Below are 25,137 nucleotides of genomic sequence, written 5' to 3'. Positions count from 1 at the left end.
TGTAAAAAGAGAAGCAATGAAATTCAATACAAAAACAATACATGGCGGACAACATCATGAAAAAGTTACAGGTTCTGTCATGCCACCTGTATTTCAAACTTCTACTTATGCGCAAACGTCTCCTGGAAAACCGGTTGGTGAATATGAATATAGTAGAGCTGCAAATCCAACGAGAACAGCTCTTGAAGAAGCACTTGCTAGTATAGAAAATGGAACTAGAGGTTTGGCATTTGCTTCAGGATTAGCGGCTACAGATTCAGTAATGAAATTATTAAAGCCTAACGACGAAGTTATTGCAATGGATGATTTGTACGGAGGAACCTATAGAATGTTTGCACGTATTTATCAAGATTTTGGAATCAAATTTCATTTTGTAGACATGACAGATTTGCAAAAATTGGAAAGTTTAATGAATGAAAACACGAAGTTAGTTTGGGTAGAAACACCTACGAATCCGTTGATGAAATTAGCCGATATTGAAGCTATTGCAAAGCTTACAAAAAAGAAGAACTTGTTATTTGCAGTAGATAATACATTTGCGACTCCTTATTTACAAAAGCCTTTAGATTTAGGAGCTGATATTGTCATGCATTCTGCTACAAAATACTTAGGTGGTCATTCGGATGTTATCGCAGGGGCTTTAGTTGTAAAAGATGCCGCATTAGGAGAAAAATTACATTTTGCACAGTTTGCAACAGGAGGAACATTAGGACCTATGGATAGTTATTTAGTTCTTAGGGGAATTAAGACCTTGCACTTAAGAGTACAGAGACATTGCGAAAACGGGGCAAAAGTTGCGGATTTTTTAAGCAAACATCCAGCAATTAAAAGAGTCTATTATCCAGGTTTAGAAACTCACCAGCATCATGATATTGCAAAGAAGCAAATGATAGGAGGTTTTGGAGGAATGGTAACCTTTACTTTTAATTCTGGAAAACAGGAAGATGCTGTTCGGTTTTTAGAGAGAGTTAAAGTATTTACTTTGGCAGAGTCTTTAGGAGGAGTAGAATCTCTAGCAAATCACCCAACATCTATGACACATGCCTCTGTTCCAGCTGAGAAAAGAGCAGAAATTGGAATAACTGATGATTTAGTTCGTTTAAGTGTAGGTGTAGAAGATATTGACGATTTGTTAGCTGATTTAGAACAAGCACTTCAATAACAAAATCATAAACGTTTTATAAATAAGAAAAGCCTAGATTTTAATCTAGGCTTTTCTTATTTACTATATTTTATATTTTTAATCTAAATAATAAATGTAACCAAAATTAAACCAAAGATTCCAATCGTTAGCTTTGTTTTCTTTATATAAATCAGGATTTTTTCTTAAACCATCAACCCAGTCTGAAAAATAGTATTGCCATCTCAATTCTACAAAAAGATCCGATAATTCCGTTAACTTATATCTTGTCCCAATACTTGATACTACTGAAAAAGTGTTACCTCCTTCTGAAGAATAACCATCAGGTAAATAATCTGGAAAAGTTGTAGCTGGAGTTCCTAAAGGGCCTAGTTCAGAATAAGTATTGTTTTGAAAAAATGAAAAATGAGCTCCTAATCCTACAAAAGGTGCCCAAGCACCATTTCTAGCAGCAGTGAATTGTCTAATGCTCCAAGGATAATATTCTAATTGCATACCGATGTCAGTTACTTTTGCCTCCCCTTTCATAGCTTTTAACTGTTGACCATAAATAGTGTTTTTTTCTGCATATTCTCCAAAATGCTCTAATTTAGTGCTGTTGAAAGATAATTCAGAACGTAATTTGAAATGATCATTAAAATAGCTATCAGGACTGTAACAATTACACTCAGCGCGATAGGCAAAATTGAGGTAATGTACAATACCAACTGCAAATCCTGTATTTCCCTTGTTGGTTTCGAAATCATGTCTAACTCCAAAATCTGATTGAAAAGCAACACCACCCACAAAAACTCCTAGTTCGTGGGAAAATCCTAACTGTGAGTTTCCATGAAATGGTATAAAAACAGTTAAAAACAGCAGGTTTCTTAATATTTTAGGCATCTTAAAAATTTTTCATTTATAGACAAATATATAAAATCTAAAGACAGGTAAAAATTTTTTTCTTTTTTTTAGATAAAATTTTCTTAAAAAAGAGATTTGAAGTTGTTTTTTTTAGCAATTTAAATACGACATGATTTAATTAAATGTATATTTGCACCGCAGTTACGAAAACGTTTTCATTAAGTAAAAACGGAAACTAAATTTATTACAAATTAAACCTAAAAATCATGAAAGAAAGTGTATCATCTTTTATTGAAGCTGTAGCTAAAAGAAACCCAAACGAACCTGAATTTATGCAGGCAGTTAAGGAGGTAGCAGAAACTGTTATTCCTTTTATCGAAGATAATAAAAAATACCAAGGCAAAATGCTTTTGGAAAGAATGGTTGAACCAGAAAGAGTAGTAATGTTCCGAGTGGCTTGGATTGACGATGCTGGTAAAACACAAGTAAATAGAGGTTATAGAATACAAATGAATTCGGCTATAGGTCCTTATAAAGGGGGATTGCGCTTTCACCCTTCGGTAAACTTAAGTATTTTAAAGTTTTTAGCTTTTGAACAAGTATTTAAAAACTCATTAACTACCTTGCCAATGGGTGGTGGTAAAGGAGGCTCTGATTTTGATCCTAAAGGAAAATCTGATGTTGAAATTATGCGTTTCTGTCAAGCTTTTATGACAGAATTGTCAAGACATATTGGTGCTGATACGGATGTGCCTGCTGGAGATATTGGTGTTGGAGGTAGAGAAGTAGGTTATATGTTTGGCCAATATAAAAAATTAAGAAATGAATTCACTGGAGTTTTAACTGGTAAAGGAATTACTTTTGGTGGATCTTTAATAAGACCAGAAGCAACTGGATACGGTGATGTTTATTTCGCTCAAAGTATGTTAGCTACTAAAGGACAAAGTTTTTCTGGAAAAACAGTTGTAGTTTCTGGTTCAGGAAATGTAGCACAATATGCTATTGAAAAAGCAACTCAATTAGGTGGTAAAGTAGTTACAGCTTCTGATTCATCTGGGTATATTTATGATGAAGCAGGTATTGATGCAGATAAATTAGCATATATCATGGAAATTAAAAATGTTAATTATGGCCGTATTAGTGACTATGTTGCAAAATATCCAAATGCTAAATTTGTAGAAGGAAAACGTCCATGGGAAGTAAAATGTGATATCGCTTTACCATGTGCCACTCAAAATGAATTAAACGCTGAAGAAGCTAAAACATTAGTTAATAACGGATGTATATGTGTGGCTGAAGGTGCAAATATGCCTTCAACTCCTGAAGCAATTGAAGTATTCCAAGAAGCTAAAATTTTATTCGCTCCTGGAAAGGCTTCTAATGCGGGTGGTGTTGCTACTTCTGGTTTAGAAATGTCGCAAAACTCTTTACGTTTAAGTTGGACTAGAGAAGAAGTTGATGAAAGACTAAAAGGAATTATGGCAAATATCCATGAATCTTGTGTGAAATACGGTAAGAATGCAGATGGATATGTTGACTATGTTAAAGGTGCTAATATTGCTGGATTCGTTAAAGTAGCAGATGCTATGTTAGGTCAAGGTGTTGTATAATTTTTTATAAATAAAATAAAAAAAAGGCTTACTGAAAAGTAAGCCTTTTTTATTTCTTTACTGTATACCTAAAATTAATATTCTGCGTTTATAGTATATTTGTAAAAATTATAATCATGAGATTAACGTTTCTTATTTTCATTTTACTCATAGGTCAATGGTGTTTTCCTCAAGGGAATTTATTATGGAAAGGCTATTTCTCATATAACGAAATTATTGATGTAGAGGCATCTTCTACAGCTTTTTTTGCCGCTACTGAAAATGGTGTCTTTTATAAAAATACAACGCAGCAAGATGTTAATATACTCAACTCTGTTAATGGTTTTAAACCAAACGCCATAACAGCAATTCATTATTCTGAAAGTTTTAAAAAAACAATTGCTGGTGATCAAAATGGACTCCTATTATTAGCAAATGAAGATGGAACTATCACTACAAAAGTGGACATCATTGAAGAAATCCCAGTAGCTCCAAATAAGAAAAAAATAAATGATCTTTATGAACATGAAGGTAAATTATACATTGCCACCGATTACGGAATATCTGTTTTAAACCTAAACACTTTAGAATTTATTAGCACCTACTTTATTGGGACTTCAGGTGAAGAAGTTGAGGTATTGCAAACTACAGTTTTAAATGAAGAACTCTTTGCGGTAACCCGACAAAGTGGTATTAGAAAAGCTAGCTTAACAAATCCTTTTTTATACGATTATAATCAATGGCAAACCTTTGATAGTGGTTATTGGCTAGGAATAGTTACATTAAACAATCAAATTGTTGCTATGAATACCGATGGAAACACTTATCGATACAATGGATCTTTTCAAAACATTCTCAATCAAAGTCAGATAGGGCGAAAAATAAAAACAAATGGTAATGAATTAATTGTTACCACTCAAAATAATGTTTTTGTTTTGGATGCGCAAGGGAATCAATTGGCACATATTACTGTAATTCCTGATTTCGATGCTCAATTTACTGCAGCACATGTAGTTAACGGTCAAATTTTTATTGGTACTGAAATGAATGGGGTATTTACAACCACTTTGTCTAATCCTTCACTATTTGAAAATGTTACGCCAAATGGACCCTTTAGAAATAATGTGTTTCGGGTAAAAAAATCACCGAATCAATTATGGGCAGTTTATGGTGACTATTCTAGGGAATATAATCCATACCCTTTAGATGAGCTGCCAACTAGCAAGTATTCTCCTAATAATGGATGGATAAATAGTTCCTATGAAGATTTATTACAAGCAAAATCTATTTGTGATTTAGTGATTAATCCAAATAACTCAAATCAAGTCTATTTTACCTCTTACTTTTCAGGTATAGTAAAACTTGATGGAGCAGACATTACTTTGTTAAACAATACCAATACGGGTCCAAACGGATTAGAATCTTTGATTTTAAGCCCACCTAATCCAAATTATGTTGATATAAGAATTAATAGTCCTGCTTTTGATAAAGATAATAATTTATGGGTAACCAATGCTTTTGTAGAAAGAGCTATTAAAGTTTTAAGAAGTAACGGACAGTGGCAGTCTTATAGTGTAAACGGAATTTTGTCAAATTATGCTATTGGACGTTATGGACCGATGGCAATAGATAAAAATAATACAAAATGGATACCAGCATTTGATGAAGGTTTAGTGGCATTTAATGATCAAATGAACAACAAATTCATTGTAATTGATTTTGATAATAGTAATTTGCCAGATAAAATAGTCAATTGTGTAGCTGTAGATAACCGAAATCAAGTGTGGATTGGAACAGCAAAAGGCCTACGAATACTTTCAAGCGTGGACCAATTCTTGTCTGAAAATGAGTTGTCAACAAATCCAATTATTATACAAGAAGGAGATTTAGCTCAGGAATTATTTTATCAACAACCTATTTTGGATATCCGAGTGGACGGGGCCAATAGAAAGTGGGTGTCTATTGCGGATGCAGGTGTTTTTTTGGTTTCTTCTAATGGACAACAAATCCTTTACAGGTTTACAAAAGCAAACTCTCCATTACCAAGTGATAATGTAAATGATATAGAAATAGACGATGTTACAGGTGAAGTATTTTTTGCTACAGACAAAGGATTAGTATCTTTTCTAGGGACTTCAACAAAAGCGAGTGGTGATTTATCTAATGTTTACGTGTATCCTAATCCAGTCCGACCTGAATTTTCTGGAACAGTTAAAATAGCAGGCCTCACTGATAAAGCCAATGTTAAAATTACGGATATAGAAGGTAATTTAGTATACGAAACGACCTCTGAAGGAGGAACAATAGAATGGGACACTTCTGCTTTTGGAAATTATAATGTGGCTTCGGGAGTTTATATGATTTTTATTGCTACCCAAGATGGATTAGATTCAACTGTGAAAAAAGTAATGCTTATTAGATAATGCTTATAAAAACAAAAGCAATTGTAGTTTCTTCTGTAAAGTATAACGATAAGAGTTTGATTGTTAAGTGTTTGACAAGAGAAGAAGGAGTGCAAACCTATTTTATACACAATGCTTTTACGGGTAAAAATAATAAGCAAAAAAAGATTTTCTTCCAACCTTTAAATCAAATTGAAATTGAAGCCAATCATAACCTCAAAAAAAACTTGCACCGAATCAGAGAGGTAAAAATTTATTATCCTTATCATTCTGTTTATTTAGATATAACCAAATCTTCTATAGTCTTATTTCTCTCTGAAATATTGCATTATACTATTAAAGAACACTGGAAAGATGAACAATTATTTGATTACCTTGAAACCGCCATGCAATGGTTTGATACACATGATGAAGTGTATAATTTTCATTTGATATTATTATTGCAGTTAACCAAATTCCTTGGTTTTTATCCCCAAGATAATCATGTGAAAAACAAATTTTTTAATATAAGTGAAGGAGTTTTTTCTGAGACATCTACCTTGCATTCATTATCTGAAGATGAATCTTTGCTTCTAAAAAAACTACTTGCTTTAAATATATATACGACTGAAAAACTTTTTTCATCCCATCAAAGAAGAATTTTACTCAAGATCATCATTGATTACTATAGTTTTAATATTGAAAACAGTAAGAAAATAAAGTCTATAGACGTATTAACACAAATTTTCGAATAATTACGGCGGATGATTTTTTAAAAATTGGATTGCATAAAAATGAATTATTGTACTCTTTCAAATTTTTGTGAATAGCCTTCCAACGAAAAAAAATCTAAAATTAAATATTCATTTTCCATCTTAAAAGAAATGCTGGAAATGTTAGCACCTTCACAATTGGTGTAAATTTTTTTCTCCAATACATCATAAGAACCCGAAGTTCTAATTTCATCTGAATAAGGATTACATAATGAGGTATTAGTAGTTATAATTCCATTATTTTTAAAGGTTAAAGTTCTTGAACTCTCTACAGGAATAAAAGTTCCACTCCCATCACCAGGATCGGCTAATACTTCTATTAATTTCCAACTGCCTACAAATTCATTATCTGGACAATCGTGGTCATCGTCGTTACAAGAAAAGGAAAGAATAGCAATTATAAAAATAAAAAATGTTTTTTTCATGACGTTTTATTTGTTCGTTTTCTTTTTAGATGGAATTTTTTCTAAAAAGTTGCGTTACAATAAAAAAGAATTTTATAATCAAATGATTACGAAAGATAATTCTTTTTCCAATCGGTCAAAATTCTCTTCGTTTTTAGGGACTGCGAAAGACTTAATTTTTTCACATTCCGAAACCGATTTGAAAATCATTCGAAAAGCAATTTCCGTGTTTTTCTCATCTATTTTTTTAAAATGCACTTCCATATTAAATAAAGGTTGTGAAAGCCTTTTCCAAGCTACTAATTTTTCTGGTTGTACATCGGTAAAAACAGATTCATTTTCATAATTTCCTTTCTCAGGTCCATGCATGGTTAAAACCCATTTCCCTTCTGGTCGCAAATCAAACTCATGTATGGTGTTAGTAAAGCCTTCTGGTCCCCACCAATTTCTTAAATGTTGAGGTTGAGCAAAAGCTTGGTATACTCTTCTAACAGGTGCTTCTAGAATTCTAGAGCTATAAATTTCATTTTCTGCAATCATATTTCAAACGTTTTTTAGTCTTTCCAATTTTGAAGACGATCTAAATACAAATAACTCTCTACAAATTTGCGATGTTCTGGTGACGTCATTTTTTCTAATAACTGTAAAGCCGAAATATAACTTGCTAAATTGCCATTTGAAGAAAGAAACTTACCGTCTTCCATATAGGTTATTAAACTATCATTTTGTACTTTTAAATTAGGATAGTCTATTTGCAATTGTTTTCCTCCGCCTATCCAAGTCACAATTTTGTGTCCGTCTGCAATTCCAGAGGCTCCAATTAATTGAGCTCCACCGCAGTTACTAACGGTGTAATCGGTTTCTTTGTTTTTCTTTTTTATAAAATCAATTAGGTTTTTGTTGTGTACTTGTGCATACATGTCATAAGCACTGGGTACAAATAATGCGGTTAATTTTGGACAGTCTTCAAACGTATAATCTGGAACAAAGTGCAAACCTTCTTCAGTTGTAACAGGGTTTTTAGTTTCGGCAATTGCAATGACATTAAACAGCTGTTTACCGTCTTCCGTTGGTTTGCCAAAAACATCTGAAGTTGCTACAACTTCGCTTTGTAAAACACCATTATACATCAGCAATCCAATAGTAGGAAGTTCAGGGTTAAATGGTTTTAGGTGTTCGGTTAAGGTGTCAGTTTTACTTTCTGTTATTTCTTTTGTAGTTTCTGAGGATTCATTCGTTTTTTTATTGGAATTACAAGCGATTAAACTTATAAAAAAGAGAACTAAAATAAGTGAATATGCTTTCATTTATTGAGTAGATTTTGCGAAATATAAGAGTATCAAAGATAAGCAAGTATTTGTTAAAAAAGGAATCAAGAATATTAGATTTAAGAATATTTATTCTTTTCATTTATGTGCTTAAAAAAGCTATTAAGCCGTATTAAAGCCGTATTTAAGTGGAGTAATATAGAAGGAATGGATGCAACAACGTACTTACCCTCTTTTTTTGGTTAAAAAAACCCCACAATTATTTGAAATTTAGTATTTTCGCATCTTCAAATTAGAAAGCGATATAATGAGTACTAAATTTACTGAATATAAAGGACTTGACTTACCAACAGTTGCGTCTGAAGTATTGGATTTTTGGAAAAAAGAAAACATCTTCGATAAGAGTGTGAGCACTCGTGAAGGTAATACCCCTTATGTGTTTTTTGAAGGACCTCCTTCAGCAAATGGATTGCCTGGTATTCATCACGTAATGGCACGTGCTATTAAAGATATTTTTTGCCGTTATAAAACGCAAAAAGGATTCCAAGTGAAGCGTAAAGCAGGTTGGGATACACATGGATTGCCTGTAGAATTAGGTACTGAAAAAGAATTGGGTATTACTAAAGAAGACATTGGGACTAAAATAACAGTTGCAGAATACAACGAAGCGTGTAAACGTACAGTAATGCGCTACACGGATGTTTGGAATGATCTTACTGAAAAAATGGGATATTGGGTAGATATGGAAAACCCATATATTACTTACAAATCCAAATATATGGAAACTGTTTGGTGGTTGTTGAAGCAAATTTATGATAAAGATTTATTGTATAAAGGCTATACGATTCAACCCTATTCTCCTAAAGCAGGGACAGGTTTGTCTTCGCATGAAGTAAATCAACCAGGAAGCTATAGAGATGTTACCGATACGACTGTGGTAGCTCAATTTAAAGCCATTACAGCAACATTACCTGATTTTTTACAAGGATTAGGAGAGATTCATATTTTAGCATGGACAACTACTCCATGGACGTTACCTAGCAATACCGCTTTAACAGTGGGTCCAAAAATTGATTATGTTCTAATAGAAACTTTCAATCAATATACGTTCCGACCTGTAAAAGTTATTCTAGCGAAAAACTTAGTCGGGAAACAATTCGGAAAGACCTATTTTGAATCAACAGAAGCTAGCGATTTTGAAAACTTCAAGGAAGGAGATAAAAAAATTCCTTACCAAGTAGTAAAAGAATTCAAAGGAGCCGATTTAGTAGGTATTCGTTATGAGCAGTTAATGAAATTGGCTTTGCCAAATGACAATCCGGAAAATGCTTTTAGAGTAATTTCAGGAGATTTCGTTACTACAGAAGATGGAACAGGAATTGTCCATACTGCACCTACTTTTGGAGCAGATGATGCGAAAGTAGCTAAAGAAGCTACACCAGAAGTGCCTCCAATGTTAGTAAAAGACGCCAATGGGAATTTAATGCCTTTAGTTGATTTACAAGGAAGGTTTATTCAAGGTTTAGGTAGTTATTCTGGAAAGTATGTGAAGAATGAATATTATAATGATGGAGAAGCGCCAGAACGTTCTGTAGATGTTGAAATCGCTATTCAGTTAAAAGAAGAAAATAAAGCCTTCAAAGTTGAAAAATATGTACACAGTTACCCACATTGTTGGAGAACTGACAAACCCATTTTATACTATCCATTAGATTCTTGGTTTATTAAAGTTACTGAAGTAAAGGAACGCATGTTCGATTTAAACGAAACCATTAACTGGAAACCAAAGGCAACTGGAGAAGGACGTTTTGGAAATTGGTTGAAGAATGCAAACGACTGGAATTTATCGCGCTCTAGATATTGGGGAATACCCTTACCTATCTGGAGAAATGAAGAAGGAACAGAAGAGATTATCATTGGTTCTGTAGAAGAATTATACCATGAAATTGAAAAATCAATTGCGGCTGGTTTCCAAAAAGAAAATCCATATCAGGAATTTGTAATTGGGAATATGTCGGAAGAAAACTATGAATTGGTCGATTTACATAAAAATGTAGTTGACAATATTGTTTTAGTTTCTTCTTCAGGTAAACCAATGAGGCGCGAAACTGATTTAATTGATGTTTGGTTCGACTCTGGAGCAATGCCTTATGCACAATGGCATTACCCATTTGAAAACAAAGATAAGATTGATGCAAATAAAGATTTTCCTGCCGATTTTATTGCGGAAGGTGTCGATCAAACCCGTGGATGGTTTTATACATTACATGCGATTGGAACCTTAGTTTTTGATAAAATTGCGTATAAAAATGTAGTTTCAAACGGCTTGGTACTAGACAAAAACGGGCAAAAAATGTCGAAACGTTTAGGAAATGCAGTTGATCCTTTTACCACTTTAGCAGAATATGGACCTGATGCTACCCGTTGGTACATGATTTCAAATGCCAATCCTTGGGATAACTTAAAGTTTGATATTGAAGGTGTTGCAGAAGTAAGAAGAAAATTCTTTGGAACACTATATAATACTTATTCTTTCTTTGCGTTATATGCCAATATTGATGGATTTAAGTACAATGAAGCAGAAATTCCTTTAAACGAAAGACCAGAAATAGATCGTTGGATTTTGTCTGAATTGCATACTTTAATTAAAACAGTAGATGAAGCATATGCAGATTATGAGCCAACCAAAGCTACTCGTGCAATATCTGATTTCGTTCAAGAAAACTTAAGTAATTGGTATGTTCGTTTGTGTAGAAGAAGGTTTTGGAAAGGAGAGTATGGAACCGATAAAATTGCGGCTTATCAAACGCTTTACACTTGTTTGGTAACTGTTGCTAAATTAAGTGCTCCAGTCGCTCCATTCTTTATGGATCGTTTGTACAAAGATTTAAATACAGCTACTGGAAAAGAATCTTTTGAGAGTGTTCATCTAGCGGAATTCCCAGTAATGGTTGAAAACTTTGTTGATAAATCACTCGAAAGCAGAATGTGGAAAGCACAAACCGTTTCTTCTTTAGTATTGTCGTTGCGTAAGAAAGAGATGATTAAAGTGCGTCAACCTTTGCAAAGAGTAATGATTCCAGTACTTGACAAGGTTTTTAAGTCTGAAATTGAGGCTGTGGCAGACTTGATAATAGCAGAGGTAAATGTAAAAGAAATAGAGTTGTTAGATGATGCTTCGGGCGTATTGGTAAAGCAAATCAAACCTAATTTTAAAGCATTAGGACCACGTTTTGGTAAAGATATGGGTCTGGTTTCCAAAGAGATACAAAATATGTCGCCAGAACAAATCAATCAATTAGACAAAGACGGTGAGATAATGCTTGACATATCAGGAAAAAGTATTACTTTAACAACCGAAGATGTGGAGATTTCTTCACAAGATATTCCAGGTTGGTTAGTAGCAAATTCCAATGGAATAACAGTAGCATTAGACATTACGATAGATGATCAATTACGTAATGAAGGTGTTGCGAGAGAGTTAGTAAATAGAATTCAGAATATTAGAAAAGATTCAGGATTTGAAGTCACTGATAAAATAAAAGTTCATATTCAAAATAATGCTGTAATAGAGCAATCTGTATTAGAAAATGAAACGTATATTAAATCAGAAACACTAACCGAAGAATTAATTTTTATGCCTAAAATTGATAATGGTATAGAAATTGAGTTTGATGAAGTAAAAACAGTTGTGTTAATATCGAAATAGGGTCTAAAATTAACTCTTTTTAGATATGATTTATTAGTAATAACCTTAATACATAGAAATGATGGTTGATGAAAAATTAAGATATTCAGACGCAGATTTAGCTGAGTTTAAAGAAATTTTATTAAAAAAGATAGAGAAAGCACAAGCCGATTTGGATTTAATTAGAAGTGCTTATATGAATGATTTAAATAATGGTACTGATGATACTTCACCTACATTTAAGGCATTTGAAGAAGGAAGTGAAACCATGTCAAAAGAAGCAAACTCCCAGTTAGCTACTCGACAAGAAAAATTTATTAGAGACTTAAAGAATGCGTTATTCCGTGTTGAAAACAAAACCTATGGTGTTTGTAAGGTTACAGGGAAATTAATCAGTAAAGAGCGCCTAAAAGTGGTTCCTCATGCAACTATGAGCATCGAAGCAAAAAATTCGCAACGTTAATCTTATTATAAAATTACATTAACGCTCCTACAGGAGCGTTTTTTTTTAGTAAAATCCTTATTTTTGTTCAAATTTTAACAGAATGTCATTAAAGAAAGCTTATTTAATAGTTGTCCTTATTTTACTTGTTGATCAAATCTCTAAGGTTTATATCAAAACTCATTTTTTTATTAACGAAGAAATAAAAGTTTTTGATTTAGAGTGGTTTCGTATTCATTTTATTGAAAACGAAGGTATGGCATGGGGAGCAGTAATACCCGGAGAATATGGAAAGCTAGCGCTTACTCTTTTTCGCTTAATAGTTGTTCCTGGAATAGCTTGGTGGCTTTGGGATGCTGTTAAGAAAAAGCAATCCAAATATTTAATTGTAGCAATCTCCCTTATTTTAGCAGGAGCAATAGGTAATATTATTGATTCTGTTTTTTATGGTGTTATTTTCAATGATAGCTATCATCAAGTGGCAACAGCTTTTTCAGAAGACCCTTATGGAACTTGGTTTCATGGCGAAGTAGTTGACATGCTATATTTTCCTTTTTGGGAAGGTAATCTCCCAGAATGGTTACCTATTTGGGGTGGAAAACATTTTTCCTTTTTTAATGCTATTTTCAATATTGCAGATATGGCAATATCTACTGGAGTTGGTATTTTAATTGTATTTAATAAAAGAGCATTTGCTAATAAAAAGGAATAAGAATTTGTACTTTAACTTTTGTTTTTAATGTGTTTAATTGCATAGCATAAAAAGGTTTTAAGCAATATTTTTATGGGTGTTAATGATAGCCTTTTCGTTTTTATAGTCTATCCATGCTTGGCCTTTTTGTTTTCTCATGAAATTATCAAAATGGCGCATGATAAATACATTATATACCGCTTTGAACAGATGCTTTGGTTTTTTAGGTAAAGCTCTCAAGCTCATTGAAAAGCCTGGAGTTATGTATTTCATATAGTGCCAATATCCTTCTGGCATATATAACATTTCGCCATGATTTAAATTGCAAATAAATCCTTTGGCTTTTTTCAATGCTGGGAATTTTTCAAAATCAGGATTTTCAAAATCAATATCTTCTCTTGAAATTAAGGAATGAGGTATCTTATATAAGTAAGGTGTGGCTTCTTGCGAGAATAAAATGCATTGTTTTTTCCCATGAAAATGAAAATGTAAAATATTGGAATAGTCAATATCATAATGCATAAATACTTTTGAGTTTTCTCCTCCAAAGAACAGCATTGGAAGCTGCTTGATTAGCTTTAGTCCAATTTTAGGCCATTTAAAATCGTTTTGAAGCGCTGGAGCCTCTTTCATTAAGTTGTAGAGAAAAATGCGATAATTCGTAGGTTTAGATTGTAATAAATCAATATAATCACTCATTTTCATTTTGGCATGAGCTTCATTAAAACCATCTTTATACGAAACCGGACGATCGTCATATAAAGGTACTGTTTTGTCTCCAGCAATTGATTTAATATATTCTAAATTCCATTTGGAATACGCAGGCCAGTCTTTAGTTAATTTCTCTATAACTACTGGTTTTTGTTTTTTTACGTAATGCGTGTAAAAATCTTCTTGTGATATGGTTTCTACACGTTCTATTTCATTTAAATGTAGTGAAGACATAAAAAAATGCTCTAAGTTTTCTTAGAGCAAATTTATTTAATTGTTATCAAAATTTTAAAAAATTATGAAAACTTTATTTTCCTTTCTGTGAAGCTTCTAAATTTCTTTCAATCACATGACCTGGCCTCGTCCATTTCGGTTTTTCTCCTAAAGGCTGATATTTCGAGTTTTCAGCTTCAACAGTTTCTGGTTGCATTTTCTTGATAAAAGGTTTTTGAGGTTCTAATCCTAATAACTCAAACATTTTCATGTCTTCATTTACATCGGGATTAGGAGTGGTAAGTAATTTATCACCCGCAAAAATGGAGTTTGCACCTGCAAAGAAACACATGGCTTGTCCTTCTCTACTCATTTGAGTTCTTCCTGCAGAAAGTCTAACTTGTGTTTCTGGCATAACAATTCGTGTGGTAGCAACCATTCGAATCATATCCCAAATTTCTACTGGTTTTTCATTTTCCAATGGCGTGCCTTCAACTGCAACTAAAGCATTAATTGGAACGGATTCTGGTTGGGGATTTAATGAAGCTAAAGCAACTAACATTCCAGCTCTGTCTTCAATTTGTTCTCCCATACCAATAATTCCGCCGCTACAAACTGTTACGTTTGTTTTTCTAACATTTTCAATAGTTTCTAAACGGTCTTCATAACCTCTTGTAGAAATTACTTCTTTATAATATTCTTCTGAAGAATCTAAATTATGATTGTAGGCATATAATCCAGCTTCTGCTAAACGTTTTGCTTGATTTTCGGTAATCATTCCTAAAGTACAGCAAACTTCCATATCAAGTTTGTTAATTGTTCTTACCATTTCTAAAACTTGATCAAACTCAGGACCATCTTTTACGTTTCTCCAAGCAGCTCCCATACAAACTCTAGAGGAACCAGAAGCTTTCGCTCTAAGTGCTTGTGCTTTTACTTGGGAAACAGTCATTAAGTCGTTTCCTTCAATATTGGTATGATAACGTGCCGCTTGAGGGCAATAGCCACAGTCTTCTGGACAACCTCCAGTTTTTATTGAAAGTAGGGTAGAAACCTGTACCACATTTGGGTTGTGAAATTGCCTATGTACACTTGCTGCTTCAAATAATAAATCCATTAGAGGTTTATTATAAAGCTGAATAATTTCTTCTTTAGTCCAATTATATCTAATCGTATTCATTAAAATTCTTTTAGTTTTCAAAAGTAGCGAATTAGTTTTGAACCAAAAAAATTATTACTGCAATTAATATTTAGAATTTACAACGACATCCTTCCAATATTGCATTAATGCAAAAGAACCAATTAAACTTGAGGCAATACCTTCAAATAATAAAACGCTAACATATTTGATAATATTGGTTTTCCCAACAAAGAAAAAGGTGTCCGATAATTTACTTAAATAAGCTTCTCCACCTTTCAGATAAACGAAAATAATTAACCCTACAATTCCAAGAAATACACCAATAATTCCTGTTTTAAAACCAGAAATTAAATTCTCTAAATAATCTGATTTGCCATGATGGAAGTTGTATTGTATGGTTCTGTTTATTCCATATAATACAATTAATGCATTCAAAATTCTTAGATAATTTTTATCTGCTAAACCTACCATGTCCATAGTAAGAAAAAATAAGCCAATTCCTAAAAAAATGAGAAGGCCATTTTTAATTTCAATTGAGTTTTTCATAATATGTTGATTTTTTGTTATCTATAAAGGTACAAAAAAATCATAATCGTTTGATTATCAAATTATAAAAAATAGTTAATTGTATAGTAAAAGCCATTCGTTATGAAAGAAATAATTCCAATTGGCTTTTGCCATATCATAATGAGGATCAATTAAAAGTTTGTAGGGTTTTCTATTGATTGAATTTTCGCATCTTATGTAAATAGAAATGTCTCTCCCTTTATACTCTCGTTTTATTTTTTGACAATATTGCCAAATAAAATCGGGTTTAACAGGGAGTTGTCTGGCCTGTTTTGTACTAAGGTCTTTGGTATGATCATAGATCATCCTTTGTTTGGTAGGATTTTCAATTACTTCAAAAGAAATATGACCACTTCTTTCTCGTAACATCATTCTCCAACTCAACCGATGTCCTTCTTCTGTCCATAAAACATCTCCTTTAATAAAGTAATGTCGTAACGGTACTAATGATTGAATGATGAGATAGGGGATAAACAGGTAATACCAGTTGTATTTTTGATTATAATCGTTTGATTGTGACAAAATAGGTTCTTTTTTTCTAAAAAAAAGCTTTCTAATTGTATCGGGCTCATAGAAAAATAAAGCAAAACTTAAAGCAAAAAATGGAAAAATGCCAATTTGCAAAACTATTGCATTAAAGAGATGGAAACACAAAGAAGCTATTAAAGCTAGGGTTCTTGTTTTTTTATATAAGAGTAATGGAATAATAAATAAATCATATAAAATTCCTGCATAAGCAATAAATAAATAAAACCATTTTTTTGCAAAGATTTCTAAAAAAAAGGGTCTGCTAGTTGTACCTTGTAAAAGGTTTTTGGTAAATGTACCATCTAGCCAATCGGGATAAATTTTTGCGACTGATGCATAGAAATAAACAATTGCAATTTGAATGATGAAAATGCAATTAATCCAATAAGGAACAGCTTTTTTTTCTGAGGTAAAACCCAGTTTTATATCTAAAGAATGATACCGATTTGCGGGTAAAAAAATCATGATATAACTTATCAACATAAGCAAGTAATAATGATTATTATACGAGGACTTTTGCATCAAATAAACACCGGTCCACAAGATGGAAAAACTAAAAATTGCTATTCTATAGCGAAGGCCTAACATAATTAAAAGGCCCAAAATCCCCATGGCTATGAAGTAATAATACATTCCATTGCCTGGTAAAGGTTGTAACCATTCAAAACCAATAAAGCTGAACGTAAATTGAGGTGTAATAAGTACATTTTTTACCCAACCCGTTGCAATTGCACCAAAACTTTCACAAGCTATTAAGAATCCAAAGAAAATTCTAAAAACAACTAATGGAGCAATATCAACAGTTTTGAAAAAAGAAGCTTTCATGAATAGTTTTTTAGTCTAGACAAGCAATATCGTTTGTCTTTTTCTAGTTGGTCTTTTAAATCAGCTAAAGAATCATATTTTTTCTCTTCTCTAATGCGTTCCAAAAAGCCTACGGTAATATTCTGATGATATATAGACTCATTAAAATCAAAAAGATGCACTTCAATACTTTGTTCACTGTCCGATACCGTTGGGTTAGTACCAATATTCATCATTCCAAAAAATGGGTTACTGTTTATTTCAACAGAAACCATATAAACTCCATTTTTAGGTATTAATTTGTACTTTTCATCAACTTTTAAATTAGCGGTTGGAAAATCAATGGTTCTGCCCAGTTTTTTTCCTTCTATAACTTCTCCATGAAGGGTATAATTATATCCTAAAAAAGTATTGGCTGTTGTAATGTCTCCTTCTAATAATGCATTTCTAATTTTAGTAGAACTAATGGTAATTTCGTCAATTTCCTTAGCGGTTATTTGTTCCACTTCAAAATTATATTTAACACCAAAATTAATTAAATCTTCAATGGTTGCTGTTCTGTTTCTACCAAAACGATGATCGTATCCAATGATTATAGCGCAAATATTTAATTGATCGACCAGTACATTTTTAACAAACTCTTCAGCAGTAAGTCGAGAAAACTCTAAATCAAAAGGATGGATAATTAAGTGATCAATATCATAAGAAGCAATGTGCTTTTTCTTTTCTGCTATCGTATTGAGAAGTTGAATATCTAAATCTTGTTGTAATACCATTCTTGGGTGCGGAAAAAAAGTAAGCAAAACACTCTCAGCTTGTTTTTCAATAGCTAAATTGTGTAGCTTGTTAAGTACTTTTTTATGACCCATATGTACTCCGTCAAAAGTGCCTATGGTAACAATAGTTTTTGTAGTACTTGTAAATGAAGAAATAGAATTAAAAATGTTCAAGGCTAAATATTTCTAGCAAAAATAAGTATTTTAAGTTCAGTTTTGTTAAGAGAAAAGATAATTTTAGTATTCTTTTGTAGTAAATGATTCTTGTTTTTTATAATTCATTTTTGGTTGCATAAATTTCTTTAATTATTGGTTCGGTTAAATCAGTAGAAAAACTGAAATCAACTTTTCCGTTATTAACTTCGTAAGTTAAATGTCCGTTTTTAAGTAAATGTAAACCATTGTTATTGCCCCTACTATTCGTATACTTTCCAAAAAGCATTTTTACTTGTTCAAGAGCATTGTCTGTTAAATCACCCTTATGATTATTGTTATCTATTTCAAAAAAGTATTCTTCTCTATAACCACCATCAATAGCTATATCTTCAAGGTTTTTAGAATATTGAAAATGAATCGTAATTTTTTCCTTATTATCTATCAAAGTAAATAATAAGGTATTGTTTACCGTTTTTATTTGTAAAGATTTATCAATTAGAACTTCTAACAAACAATAACCTTCATTTGGGCAAATAAATTTTTGAGTATTTGTTTTTTTTGTGTTTTCTTCATTGAGTATTTCTTTTTTGCTAGAACAAGAAAAAAAAATAAAAAAAAATAAGAATATTCTATAAATCATGACCAATTGTTTTTTTAATATAAATTTGCTACAGAATAAAATAAAAATTACTTTTATAACCTCTATAATTAAACTCAAAAATAATGAAAAAAAAATTACTACTTGTTTTTGCTTTTTTTGTTTTTTGTAATGTAAATGCTCAAAAGAATGAGTTTTGGACATTAGAAAATGCATCAAATATTACAAGTCTTTCGAAAAATGTATCGAAATCAAGTTTTCCACAAGAATTTTCTCTGTATTCATTGAAACTAGAAAATTTAAGAGACATTCTTTTAACAGCTCCTGATAGAATGGTTGCTAAGAATTCTCAAGCTATTATTACTGTTCCAAATTCACAAGGAGGATTTGAAAAGTTTGCGATGTTTGAAGCTTCAAATTTCACAGAAGAACTTCAACTTCAATTTCCAAATATTAGGGCTTATGTGGGTATAGGATTGGATGATAAAAATTCACAAATAAGATTAAGTATTTCACCAGATGGAATACAAACGATGATTTTTAGAACAAATAAAGCAAATGAATTTATAGAATTGTACTCTGCTGATTCTCAGGTTTATGCTGTTTTTAATTCATCTAGAACTAAAGGGAATGTTCCTTTTACATGTAGTACAGAAGAGGAATTGGTAGAGACAGTTTTAAAAAGTGCATCAAATTTAGATTCAAGATCAAACAATGGGGTTTATAAAACAATGCGTTTAGCGCTGTCTTGTACGGCAGAATATGCGAATTATTTTGGTGCAACAAATTCATCTCAAGTAGGTTTGGTTTTAGCAGCTTTTAATAATACCATGACTCGTGTTAATGGTATTTTTGAGAGAGATTTGGCCTTACATTTAAATATTATCAATGCAAATAACATTATATATTATAATGCAGCAACTGATCCTTATTCAGACGCTTCTACTGGAGCAAGTGGAGATTGGAATACAGAATTACAAAATAACTTATCCGCAAGTTTAGGGGCAAGTTTAGCAGCAAGTAATGCCGCTTATGATATAGGACACTTATTTGGAGCTTCTGGTGGAGGTGGAAATGCAGGTTGTATAGGCTGTGTTTGTAGAAATGATACATCTAGTTTATTCGATAGAAATAAAGGAAGTGGTTATACCTCGCCTGCTAATGGAATTCCATCGGGAGATAGTTTTGATATCGATTATGTAGCACATGAAATGGGACATCAATTAGGTGCTAATCATACATTTTCTCATTCTTTTGAAGATAATAGTGTAAATGTTGAGCCAGGTTCAGGTTCAACTATCATGGCCTATGCTGGGATTACAGGTGCTACTGATGTTCAGTCAAATTCGGATGATTATTTCGCATATAGAAGTATTCTTCAAATCCAAAATAATTTAGCTACTAAAAGTTGTCCTGTTACTACAAGTTTAACAAATCAGACTCCAATCATAAGTGCTGGTTCAAATTATACTATTCCTAGAGGAACTCCATTTGTTTTAACAGGGACAGGTAGTGATCCAGATGGTAATACACTTTCTTACACTTGGGAGGAAAACGACGATGAAACAGGAATAGCACAACCCGCTGACCCAAATAACCCAACTGCTGCAGAAGTTTCGGCAAGACAAACTGCGTCTTTCCCTTCCCCTACAAAAACGAATGGGCCAAACTTTAGATCTTTTTCCCCTTCATCAGAACCTGTTAGGTATTTACCAGCGATGAGTAATATATTAAGTGGGCAAAGTAGTACTTGGGAAGTTCTTTCTACAGTTGCTAGAACATTAAATTTTACTTTGACAGGGAGAGATAATGTGGTTGCTGGAGGGCAAACACAAACAAGTAGTATGGTTGTTACTGTAGATGCTACAAAAGGACCTCTAACAGTTACATCACAAAATACAGATGGCTTAGTTTGGGCACCAGGAAGTACACAAACAGTTACATGGGCAGTAAATAATACAAATAGTATTTCGGGTGGAAATACAGTTGACATACTTTACACGTCTAATAATGGAGCTACATGGAATGTTATATTAGCGAATACCGCTAATGATGGTACTCAAGTGATAACTGTTCCAAATATAACGCAACCAAATTGTAGAATTATGGTAAAAGCCTCTGCTAATATCTTCTTTAATGTGAATTCTAAAAACATTGCAATAGGAGATTATACTTATCAGAACCAAACTATTTGTACAGACTACACATTTAATTTAAATCAGTCGATTACTGAAGATTCAGCAAATCTTTATACAGTAGGAGGTTTACAAATAGATGATTCTTATACTTTAACTGATGTGAATGTTAGAATTGTAGCAACTCATCCAAATGTTAGTGAAATGAGAGTCGCAATTAGAGCCCCGTGGCAAGCTTCTTTAGATACAGCATTATGGTATAATGCTCCATGTAGTGCACAAGCACCAGTTAATATGGATTTAATTTTTGATTCTCAAGGTGCAGTTGTAAATTGTGCAAATACCACAAATATGGCGCCAACAATTCCTTTTTCTGCAACTAATTTTGCTAATTATGTAGGTAATAATTCTGCTGGAGGATGGAGAATATATGTGTCAGATAATGTTCTAAATTCTAATAATGGTGCTGCAGTTTTAAATACAGTTAGTTTTAATTTATGTAGAAATGAATTGGTCCCAGTATTGTCTTCAGATACTTTTGTAACTATTGAAGACTTAGTGGTATTCCCAAATCCAAATAGTGGATCTTTTAATGTGAAATTTACTTCTAATACTGGAAGTAAGATTAATATAGGAGTATATGATATGAGGGGAAGACAAGTTTTTTCAAACGAATACAATAATTCTGGATTATTTGAGCAAGAGGTACAATTAAATAGTATTCAATCAGGAATATATATTGTAAATATTCAAGATGGTAATAGAAAAGCAGTTCAAAAAATTGTTGTAAATTAAAATAAAAAAATATTTTTATTAAAAGGAAGCTTATTAAGCTTCCTTTTTTTGTTAAATAATTGTTTTTTTATAATTATATTTGTTGCAAACAAAACAAATTTTATAAAATATTATGAAAAAATTATTACTAATGCTTTTTTGCTTCTTTTTAGCGAACTTTTCTTTTTCGCAAAAAAGTGATTATTGGTCAAAGCATAATGACCAAGACAGCAATATCATTACAGATAAAGCTGTTGCAAGACAATCATTTCCCAAAGAATTTAAGTTATTTGATTTAGAAATCTCACAACTTAGAGAAGATTTATTTTCTATAGTAGGAAAAAACGCTTCTAGAACTTCAACTATTATATCATTGCCCAATGCTGATGGTAAAATTGAGCAGTTTGAAGTATATGAAGCCTCAAATTTTGAACCAGATTTACAAGCTCAATTCCCTGAAATTAGAGCATATTCTGGAAAAGGATTAACAGATAAAAGTGCCACTTTAAAATTAAGTATTTCCCCTCAAGGAATTCAAACTATGGTTTTTAGAACAGAAACTAGAAATGAATTTATTGAAGCGTATTCTCAAGATCACAAAACGTATGCTGTTTTTAGATCAAGTAGAGATAAAGGTCGTTTAGCTTGGACATGTTCTACTGAAGAACAAAAAATGGTTGATCATGCAAAAAGAAATTATCAAGAGACGAATAGATCTAGTGCAGGACAATTAAAAGTATATCGATTAGCTCAATCGTGTAATGGAGAATATGCAAATTATTTTGGAGCAACTAATAGCACACAAGTAGGTTTGGTATTAGCTGCGTTTAACGCTACACTAACACGTTGTAATGGAATATATGAAAAAGACTTGGCAATGCATCTTAATTTAGTAGCCAGTACAACAAATATTATTTATTACGATCCGGCAACCGATCCTTATTCAGATACGTTAGGACAGTGGAATACACAATTGCAAAATGCAATTAATACTTCATTAACAGGTCCAAGCACAAGTTTAGCAGCAAATAATGCTGCATATGATATCGGACATATGTTTGGTAGAAGCGGTGGTGGTGGTAATGCAGGATGTATTGGGTGTATTTGTGTGGATGGGGTTTCTGGTGGTGCAGGAGCTACAAAAGGTAGAGGTATTACTTCACCTGCTGATGGAATTCCTCAAGGTGATAATTTCGATATTGATTATGTTGCTCATGAAGTAGGACATCAATTAGGTGGAAATCATACTTTCTCAAATTCTAATGAAGGAGCTGGAGTAAGCAAAGAAGTGGGTTCTGGAATTACAATCATGGGATATGCAGGAATTACTTCACAAGATGTGGCACCCCATTCAATTGATATTTTCCACGAAGCTACAATCGAACAAATTCAAAATAATTTAGCTACTAAATCATGCGGAACAACTACAAATATTTCTGCAAATAATGCAACGCCTGTGGTCGCTGCTTTGAATAATTACACCATTCCAATTAGTACTCCATTTGTATTAACTGGTTCCGCAACCGATGCTAATCCAAGTGATGTGTTAACTTATTGTTGGGAACAAAATGATGATGCTGGTGGTAGTACAGGTGCTGCAAGTAGTGCTAGTACAACAAAAGTAATAGGGCCTAATTTTTTAACTTTTCCTGCAACAACTTCTCCTTCAAGATATTTTCCTAGATTGACTTCTATAATAGCAAATTCTGCTACTACAGCAGCCACAGGAAACGATGCTGGAATTTTAACAGAGGCATTAAGTTCGGTTTCAAGAGTTTTAAACTTTAGATTAACAGTAAGAGATAATTCTCCATATGTATCGACTACGGGTTCACAAAAAGTAGGTCAAACTGCTTATAGAGATATGGCTGTTAACGTTGTTTCTGCTGCTGGACCATTTGTGGTTACTTCTCCAAACACCGCTGTTTCTTGGGCTTCGGGTACCAATCAAAATGTTACTTGGAATGTTGCAGGAACAACATCAAACGGTGTTAATACTCCTTTTGTAGATATGTTTTTATCTACAGATGGCGGTCTTACTTATCCAATACAATTGGCCAATAAAGTTCCAAATGATGGAAGTGAAACTATAACTATTCCTAATAATACGGGGTCAAACAATAGAATTATGGTGAAAGGTAATCAGAATATTTTCTTTGATATCTCAAATGCTAATTTTTCAGTTACCTCTCCAGCAAGTACTTTTAGTATTGCACAAAGTTCTGTACAATCTACAATAGCTTGTACTTTAACTACAACTACATATACTTTTGAATACAAAGCATTAAATGGCTTTTCAGGTACAACAACTTTTAGCGCAGCTGGATTACCAACTGGAGCAACTGCAAGTTTTACTCCATCGAGCATGACTACAGATGGTACCGTAACAATGACAGTTTCAAATTTAGCGTCTGCCCCTTCTGGTGATTATGCTATTACAGTTACTGGTACTTCAGGAGGAACTAACAAAGTAGTTCCGTTTTATTTATATTTAGGTTTAGGAAATCCAGTCTTGACTACGCCAGCTAATAATGCAAGTGGACAAAACACCTCTCTAACATTAAGCTGGGATGTTATTCCAGCAGCAACTTCATATGATGTTCAAGTTTCAACAAATAATACATTCACAGCTATTGTAAGTTCGGGAAATGTTACTACAAATTCATATAATTTATCAGGTCTTTCCCAAGGAACAGAGTATTTCTGGAGAGTGCAACCTAAAAATGCTACTTGTACTAGTTCGTTTGGTAGCCCTAATAGATTTACCACAGGAACCATTTCTTGTGCTTCAACCTCTTCTACTAATGTACCAGTAGCGATTTCTTCTTCTGGAGCACCTACTATCAATTCAACTTTAAATATACCTTCAGGCGGTAATATTAGTGATGTAAATATTACGATGAATGTTACCCATACTTATGTGAGTGATTTAACAGCAACTTTAATAAGTCCTTCAGGTACTGAAGTTGTTTTGTTTGCAAATGTATGTGGTTCTGCAGACGATATAAATGTAACTTTTGATGATTCTGGCTCAGCTTTAACTTGTGCTGGGACTACACCAACTTTAACTGGAACAAGAATACCATCTCAAACTTTATCAGGGTTTAATGGACAAAGCTCAACAGGTACTTGGACATTACGAATTGCAGATGCTTATAATCTTGATGGTGGAAGCTTAAATAGTTGGAGTTTAAATGTTTGTACCGTTCAGCCTTTAGGAACAGAAGAATTTGAATTAAAAGATTTTACTTTGTATCCAAACCCTAATAATGGTAGTTTTACCGTGAAATTTACATCTGAATCTTCTAATAATATAGATATTAATGTATATGATATTAGTGGAAGACAAGTATATGTTAAATCGTTCTCAAATACAGGAAACTTCAATCAAAATATTGAATTAAACAATGTTCAAGCTGGGGTTTACATGGTGAGTGTAACTGATGGTTCACAAAAAATTATGAAAAAAATAATCATAGAATAATAGTAAGATATTCATATTTTATTTTAAAAG

Annotated in this window: 18 protein-coding genes and 1 pseudogene; 9 read left to right on the top strand and 10 right to left on the bottom strand. The window is 32.5% G+C overall.

What is annotated here, in order from left to right:
* Window positions 1–13: 13 nt before the first annotated feature.
* Window positions 14–1,162: pseudogene (locus NHF47_RS02060) on the top strand (cystathionine gamma-synthase); the annotation flags it as partial.
* 78 nt (window positions 1,163–1,240) lie between these two features.
* Here NHF47_RS02060 and NHF47_RS02055 read toward each other — a convergent pair.
* Entirely contained in the window at window positions 1,241–2,023 is a 783-nt protein-coding gene (locus NHF47_RS02055; RefSeq protein ID WP_252763357.1) for a glutamate dehydrogenase, read from the bottom strand.
* A gap of 227 nt (window positions 2,024–2,250) precedes the next feature.
* On the opposite strand from NHF47_RS02055, the gene gdhA reads away from it, so the two are divergent.
* From gdhA to NHF47_RS02040, 3 genes are all read left to right on the top strand, one after another.
* Window positions 2,251–3,594: an NADP-specific glutamate dehydrogenase gene (gdhA, locus tag NHF47_RS02050; protein WP_252763356.1), complete on the top strand. Its 1,344-nt coding sequence runs from the start codon at window positions 2,251–2,253 to the stop codon at window positions 3,592–3,594.
* A 116-nt stretch (window positions 3,595–3,710) separates the two neighbouring features.
* Window positions 3,711–5,996, top strand: a complete 2,286-nt coding sequence (locus tag NHF47_RS02045; protein ID WP_252763355.1) for a two-component regulator propeller domain-containing protein — start codon at window positions 3,711–3,713, stop codon at window positions 5,994–5,996.
* Window positions 5,996–6,709 (top strand): DNA repair protein RecO, encoded by a 714-nt coding sequence (locus tag NHF47_RS02040; RefSeq protein WP_252763354.1) that lies wholly within the window; start codon window positions 5,996–5,998, stop codon window positions 6,707–6,709. Before NHF47_RS02045 ends, NHF47_RS02040 begins: the two co-directional genes overlap by 1 nt.
* 44 nt (window positions 6,710–6,753) lie before the next feature.
* Here the strand turns inward: NHF47_RS02040 and NHF47_RS02035 are convergent, their stop codons facing one another.
* The 3 genes from NHF47_RS02035 to NHF47_RS02025 form a co-directional block, all read right to left on the bottom strand.
* Window positions 6,754–7,152 (bottom strand): lipocalin family protein, encoded by a 399-nt coding sequence (locus NHF47_RS02035; RefSeq protein ID WP_252763353.1) that lies wholly within the window; start codon window positions 7,150–7,152, stop codon window positions 6,754–6,756.
* A 78-nt stretch (window positions 7,153–7,230) separates the two neighbouring features.
* Window positions 7,231–7,671: an SRPBCC family protein gene (locus NHF47_RS02030; RefSeq protein ID WP_252763352.1), complete on the bottom strand. Its 441-nt coding sequence runs from the start codon at window positions 7,669–7,671 to the stop codon at window positions 7,231–7,233.
* A gap of 14 nt (window positions 7,672–7,685) precedes the next feature.
* Entirely contained in the window at window positions 7,686–8,438 is a 753-nt protein-coding gene (locus NHF47_RS02025; RefSeq protein ID WP_252763351.1) for a DJ-1/PfpI family protein, read from the bottom strand.
* A gap of 268 nt (window positions 8,439–8,706) precedes the next feature.
* On the opposite strand from NHF47_RS02025, the gene ileS reads away from it, so the two are divergent.
* The 3 genes from ileS to NHF47_RS02010 all read left to right on the top strand — a co-directional run bounded on the left by ileS (window position 8,707) and on the right by NHF47_RS02010 (window position 13,241).
* Entirely contained in the window at window positions 8,707–12,108 is a 3,402-nt protein-coding gene (gene ileS / locus NHF47_RS02020) for an isoleucine--tRNA ligase (protein WP_252763350.1), read from the top strand.
* A gap of 61 nt (window positions 12,109–12,169) precedes the next feature.
* Window positions 12,170–12,550, top strand: coding sequence for a TraR/DksA C4-type zinc finger protein (locus NHF47_RS02015; protein ID WP_130736387.1), 381 nt, complete (start codon window positions 12,170–12,172; stop codon window positions 12,548–12,550).
* 82 nt (window positions 12,551–12,632) lie between these two features.
* Window positions 12,633–13,241 carry a lipoprotein signal peptidase gene (locus tag NHF47_RS02010; protein WP_252763349.1) on the top strand — a complete coding sequence of 203 codons (609 nt, stop codon included), beginning with the start codon at window positions 12,633–12,635 and terminating at the stop codon, window positions 13,239–13,241.
* 57 nt (window positions 13,242–13,298) lie between these two features.
* On the opposite strand, the gene NHF47_RS02005 is transcribed toward NHF47_RS02010, so the two are convergent.
* The 6 genes from NHF47_RS02005 to NHF47_RS01980 form a co-directional block, all read right to left on the bottom strand.
* Window positions 13,299–14,165: a cupin-like domain-containing protein gene (locus NHF47_RS02005; RefSeq protein WP_252763348.1), complete on the bottom strand. Its 867-nt coding sequence runs from the start codon at window positions 14,163–14,165 to the stop codon at window positions 13,299–13,301.
* 73 nt (window positions 14,166–14,238) lie between these two features.
* On the bottom strand, window positions 14,239–15,324 hold the full coding sequence (bioB, locus tag NHF47_RS02000) for a biotin synthase BioB (RefSeq protein WP_252763347.1): 1,086 nt from the start codon (window positions 15,322–15,324) through the stop codon (window positions 14,239–14,241).
* 63 nt (window positions 15,325–15,387) lie between these two features.
* On the bottom strand, window positions 15,388–15,831 hold the full coding sequence (locus NHF47_RS01995) for a hypothetical protein (protein WP_252763346.1): 444 nt from the start codon (window positions 15,829–15,831) through the stop codon (window positions 15,388–15,390).
* A 75-nt stretch (window positions 15,832–15,906) separates the two neighbouring features.
* The gene (locus NHF47_RS01990; RefSeq protein ID WP_252763345.1) at window positions 15,907–17,205 is read right to left on the bottom strand and encodes an HTTM domain-containing protein; all 1,299 of its coding nucleotides are present in this window, start codon (window positions 17,203–17,205) and stop codon (window positions 15,907–15,909) included.
* Window positions 17,202–18,134 carry a bifunctional riboflavin kinase/FAD synthetase gene (locus NHF47_RS01985; RefSeq protein ID WP_252763344.1) on the bottom strand — a complete coding sequence of 311 codons (933 nt, stop codon included), beginning with the start codon at window positions 18,132–18,134 and terminating at the stop codon, window positions 17,202–17,204. Before NHF47_RS01985 ends, NHF47_RS01990 begins: the two co-directional genes overlap by 4 nt.
* A 97-nt stretch (window positions 18,135–18,231) precedes the next feature.
* A complete protein-coding gene (locus NHF47_RS01980; protein WP_252763343.1) occupies window positions 18,232–18,756 on the bottom strand; it encodes a hypothetical protein in 525 nt (174 codons plus the stop codon).
* Window positions 18,757–18,839: 83 nt separating this feature from the next.
* Between NHF47_RS01980 and NHF47_RS01975 the strand changes: the two genes are divergently transcribed.
* A complete protein-coding gene (locus NHF47_RS01975) occupies window positions 18,840–21,644 on the top strand; it encodes a reprolysin-like metallopeptidase (protein WP_252763342.1) in 2,805 nt (934 codons plus the stop codon).
* Window positions 21,645–21,756: 112 nt separating this feature from the next.
* On the top strand, window positions 21,757–25,107 hold the full coding sequence (locus NHF47_RS01970) for a reprolysin-like metallopeptidase (protein WP_252763341.1): 3,351 nt from the start codon (window positions 21,757–21,759) through the stop codon (window positions 25,105–25,107).
* Window positions 25,108–25,137: the final 30 nt, after the last annotated feature.

Origin of the sequence: Flavobacterium sp. NRK F7 (assembly GCF_024054195.1) — a bacterium.
Taxonomy (GTDB): Bacteria; Bacteroidota; Bacteroidia; order Flavobacteriales; family Flavobacteriaceae; genus Flavobacterium.
Note: the sequence above shows the minus strand (reverse complement) of the source record. Positions and strands in the feature narration are given on the sequence as shown.

Excerpts from the sequence above, each read along its gene's own strand:
- ileS (WP_252763350.1), top strand. The coding sequence starts at position 8,707 with ATGAGTACTAAATTTACTGAATATAAAGGACTTGACTTACCAACAGTT.
- NHF47_RS02015 (WP_130736387.1), top strand. The coding sequence starts at position 12,170 with ATGGTTGATGAAAAATTAAGATATTCAGACGCAGATTTAGCTGAGTTT.
- bioB (WP_252763347.1), bottom strand. The coding sequence starts at position 15,324 with ATGAATACGATTAGATATAATTGGACTAAAGAAGAAATTATTCAGCTT.
- NHF47_RS02030 (WP_252763352.1), bottom strand. The coding sequence starts at position 7,671 with ATGATTGCAGAAAATGAAATTTATAGCTCTAGAATTCTAGAAGCACCT.
- NHF47_RS02025 (WP_252763351.1), bottom strand. The coding sequence starts at position 8,438 with ATGAAAGCATATTCACTTATTTTAGTTCTCTTTTTTATAAGTTTAATC.
- NHF47_RS02040 (WP_252763354.1), top strand. The coding sequence starts at position 5,996 with ATGCTTATAAAAACAAAAGCAATTGTAGTTTCTTCTGTAAAGTATAAC.
- NHF47_RS01995 (WP_252763346.1), bottom strand. The coding sequence starts at position 15,831 with ATGAAAAACTCAATTGAAATTAAAAATGGCCTTCTCATTTTTTTAGGA.
- NHF47_RS01990 (WP_252763345.1), bottom strand. The coding sequence starts at position 17,205 with ATGAAAGCTTCTTTTTTCAAAACTGTTGATATTGCTCCATTAGTTGTT.
- NHF47_RS02045 (WP_252763355.1), top strand. The coding sequence starts at position 3,711 with ATGAGATTAACGTTTCTTATTTTCATTTTACTCATAGGTCAATGGTGT.
- NHF47_RS02035 (WP_252763353.1), bottom strand. The coding sequence starts at position 7,152 with ATGAAAAAAACATTTTTTATTTTTATAATTGCTATTCTTTCCTTTTCT.
- NHF47_RS02055 (WP_252763357.1), bottom strand. The coding sequence starts at position 2,023 with ATGCCTAAAATATTAAGAAACCTGCTGTTTTTAACTGTTTTTATACCA.
- NHF47_RS01980 (WP_252763343.1), bottom strand. The coding sequence starts at position 18,756 with ATGATTTATAGAATATTCTTATTTTTTTTTATTTTTTTTTCTTGTTCT.
- gdhA (WP_252763356.1), top strand. The coding sequence starts at position 2,251 with ATGAAAGAAAGTGTATCATCTTTTATTGAAGCTGTAGCTAAAAGAAAC.
- NHF47_RS01975 (WP_252763342.1), top strand. The coding sequence starts at position 18,840 with ATGAAAAAAAAATTACTACTTGTTTTTGCTTTTTTTGTTTTTTGTAAT.
- NHF47_RS01970 (WP_252763341.1), top strand. The coding sequence starts at position 21,757 with ATGAAAAAATTATTACTAATGCTTTTTTGCTTCTTTTTAGCGAACTTT.
- NHF47_RS02010 (WP_252763349.1), top strand. The coding sequence starts at position 12,633 with ATGTCATTAAAGAAAGCTTATTTAATAGTTGTCCTTATTTTACTTGTT.
- NHF47_RS02005 (WP_252763348.1), bottom strand. The coding sequence starts at position 14,165 with ATGTCTTCACTACATTTAAATGAAATAGAACGTGTAGAAACCATATCA.